This is a genomic window from Clostridia bacterium (genome assembly GCA_019683875.1).
GTDB lineage: Bacteria > Bacillota > Sulfobacillia > RBS10-35 > Bu92 > Bu92.
The window spans coordinates 1-3346 of record JADGHN010000151.1 but is presented as its reverse complement, the minus strand read 5'-3'; the positions used below and the strand labels follow the sequence as shown (position 1 = coordinate 3346).

3 protein-coding genes are annotated in these 3346 nt (G+C 72.9%); all 3 read right to left on the bottom strand.

Annotated elements, in window-relative coordinates:
* Nucleotides 1–632: PD40 domain-containing protein (locus tag IRZ18_09115; GenBank protein ID MBX5477264.1), on the bottom strand; the 632-nt coding region annotated here is incomplete at its 3' end.
* A 136-nt stretch (nt 633–768) separates the two neighbouring features.
* Nucleotides 769–2178, bottom strand: coding sequence for a dihydrolipoyl dehydrogenase (gene lpdA / locus IRZ18_09110; GenBank protein ID MBX5477263.1), 1410 nt, complete (start codon nt 2176–2178; stop codon nt 769–771).
* A 4-nt stretch (nt 2179–2182) separates the two neighbouring features.
* A partial coding sequence (locus tag IRZ18_09105) for a 2-oxo acid dehydrogenase subunit E2 (GenBank protein ID MBX5477262.1) occupies nt 2183–3346 on the bottom strand: 1164 nt, incomplete at its 5' end.

The following is a 3346-nucleotide window of genomic DNA, read 5'->3' as shown; positions in this document are numbered from 1 at the left end:
TCCTCCACGGGCACGACGCCGATCTGGCTGCGCTGGTCGCCGAAGAAGCCGAACCCGTCTTCCTTGTACATGGGCCGCGTGATCACGCGGACGTCCTCGTTGTACTTGCGGTCCCACTCGTCCATGGGGTCCGGCGGCGCTGTGTCGTGGCCGGCCTGCCGGGCATCGTGGCCGGCCTGCCGGATGCCCTGCGCGTCCACCCGCGCCGTGAAGGCGATCCAGCGCCCGTCGGGCGACCACGCGGGGCTGCCGCAGCCGCCCCGGACGCGCGTGAGTTGTCGCGCCTCGCCGCCATCGGTGGGAAGGAGAAAGATCTGCGCGTCCCCGTCCACCCTGCGCAGGAACGCCAGCCAGCGGCCGTCGGGAGACCAGCGCGGGCTCGTGTCGCTGGTGCCGGCCGTGAGCGGCCGCGGCGGCCCCGCCGCGCCGTCCGCGGCAAAGTCCACGGCCATCAGCCGCGTCTCGTACGCGTTCTTCTCCGGGTTCAACGAGCGTTCCACGTACACCAGCCGGCGCCCATCGGGGGAGAGGGCGAGGTCGCCGGCGGTGCGCAGGCGGAACAGGTCGCGGGGCTGCAAGCCGGGGGCGGCGCCGTTCGCTGCGCCGGCGGCCGGGCTGGTGTTGGGGGACATGCCGGGCCTCCTCGCGTGGGGCGGGTGTTCCGACCCATCCGATTACACTACGCTTATTCGGGAAATCAGACGGGCTTTCTGTCTTGATTCGCGCCGCCCCACGCCGACACCGCGGGCCGCGCCCGCGGCCGCCCGCTCATCCGTAGAAGTGCGTCGCGTGGCCGTAGATCGCCTCGGCCGCCTCCATCACCGTCTCCGACAGCGTCGGGTGCGGGTGGATGCTGAGCATGAGGTCCTCGGCCAGGGCGGCCATCTCCACCGCGAGCACGCCCTCGGCGATCATCTCCCCGGCGCCCGGCCCGGCGATGCCCACGCCGAGCACGCGCTTCGTGTCGGGGTCGACGACGACCTTCGTGACGCCGTCGTTGCGGCCGAGCGTCGTCGCGCGTCCGGACGCGCCCCAGGGGAACTTCGCCACCTGCACGGCGCGCCCTTGCGCCTTGGCCTCCGTTTCCGTGAGGCCGCACCAGGCGATCTCCGGGTCGGTGAAGACGACGGCCGGGATGGCCTGCGGCTCGAACGCCACCTTCCGCCCGGCGATGGCCTGCGCCGCCACGCGCCCCTCGTGCGAGGCCTTGTGCGCCAGCATCGGCTGGCCCGCCACGTCGCCGATGGCGAAGATGTGCGGCTCCGCCGTGCGCCGCGCGGCGTCGACCTGGACGAAGCCCTTGGCGTCGACGACGACGCGCGTGTGTTCGAGGCCGATGTCCTGCGTGTTGGGGACGCGCCCCACGGCCACGAGCACCTTGTCGAACTCCTGCTCCGGCTGCTCGATGCCCGGCCCCTCCAGGCGCGCACGCAGGCGTTTGCCGCTCTCCTTCAGCTCCACCACGCGCGTGTTGAAGTGGAGCGCCTTCATCTCCGACTTCATGCGGTTCTGCAGCGGCCGGACGAGGTCACGGTCGACGCCCGGCAGGAGGCCGTCCGTCAGCTCCACGATGGTCACGTTGGAGCCGAGCGCCGCGTAGACCGTGGCCAGCTCCGCGCCGATGTAGCCGCCGCCCACGACGAGCAACTCCTTGGGCACGTCCTCGATCTCCAGCGCCGCGGTGGAATCCATCACCCGGGGGCTGTCCAGCGAGAGCGCCGGGATGGCGAGCGGGCGCGAGCCGGTGGCGAGGATGAGGTATTCGAACGCGATCGACGTCTCGCCGCCGTCCACCAGGCGCACGTCCAGCGTGTGCGCGTCGCGCAGCCGGCCGCGGCCCTGCACGTAGCGGATCTTCCGCTGCTTCGTGAGGACCCCCAGCCCGCCTGTCAGCTTCTGCACGACCTGGCCCTTCCACGCCCGCAGCCGGTCCAGGTCGACGCGCGGCTTGCCGAAGGTGACGCCCCACTCGCTGGAGCGCTCCGCTTCGCGGATAAGCGCGGCCACGTGGAGCAGCGCCTTCGAGGGGATGCACCCGCGGTAGAGACACACGCCGCCGGGGTTGGCGGCCTCGTCGACGAGCGTCACGTCCAGCCCGAGATCGGCGGCGGCGAAGGCGGCGGCGTACCCGCCGGGCCCGCCGCCCAGCACGACCACCTGCGCCTTGTCGGTCGGCATCGGCTCAGCCCTCCAATGCGAGCAGCAACGGGTGTTCCAGCGCCTCCACGATCCACCGCAGGAAGCGCGCGCCGTCGGCGCCGTCGATCACGCGGTGGTCGTACGACAGCGAAAGCGGCAGGATCGTGCGCGGCTCGAAGCGGTCGCCCGTGTAGACGGGCCGCACCTGCGTGCGGGACACGCCGAGGATGGCCACTTCCGGGGCGTTCACGATGGGCGTGAAGCCGGTGCCGCCGATGCCGCCGAGGTTGGAGATCGTGAAGCAGCCGCCCTGCATGTCCTCCGGCGCGAGCTTGCGCTGGCGCGCCCGCTCCGCGACCTCGCCGAGCTCCACGGCCAGCTGGATCAGGCTCTTCTTGTCGACGTCGCGGATGACGGGCACGAGCAGGCCGTGCTCCGTGTCGACGGCGACGCCGATGTGGCAGTAGTTCTTGTAGATCAGCTCTTCCGCGGCCATGTCGACGCTCGTGGCGAACTTGGGGAAGACCTTGAGCGCCTGGGCGACGACTTTCAGAAGGATCGCCGTCACCGTGAGCTTGCCGCCGGCCGCCTCGACGCGCGGCCCGTAGGCCTTGCGGAAACGCTCGATTTCGGTGACGTCCGCCTCGTCGAACTGGGTGACGTGCGGCACGGTGGCCCACACGCGGGCCATGTGGTGCGCGGTCGCCCTGCGCACGCCGCTCATCTTCTCCCGGCGGATCTCGCCCCACTTGGAGAAGTCCGGCAGCGGAACGGCGGGCGCCGCCGGCAGGCCGGCGGCGAGGGCGCCCGGGAGGCCGGCGGCGAGGGCCTGCTGGCGCTCGCGAACGTACGCTTTCACGTCGTCCATGGAGATGCGGCCGCCGGGGCCGGTGCCGCGCACCTGCGTGATGTCGACGCCGAGCTCGCGCGCGAAGCGGCGCACGGACGGCGCGGCGGGAACGAGGGCGCCGTTGCCCGGGGCCGCGGGGGCCGGCGCGGGCGCGGGCGCGGCGGGCGCAGGCGAGGACGCAGGCCCCCCGGCCGCCGGCGCAGGCGCGGCCGCTGCCGCATTCGCCGCCGCTCCATCGTTCGCGGCCGCGCCCTGGCCCGCCGCCTCGTCGACGGTGATCAGCGGCGTGCCCTCCCGCACCTCGTCCCCCTCGCGCACGTGGATCTCCCGTACCACGCCGCTCACCGTGGCCGGAAC

What these genes read in the sequence shown, in the direction of transcription:
- lpdA (MBX5477263.1), bottom strand. Translation starts at nt 2,178, where the DNA reads ATGCCGACCGACAAGGCGCAGGTGGTCGTGCTGGGCGGCGGGCCCGGC.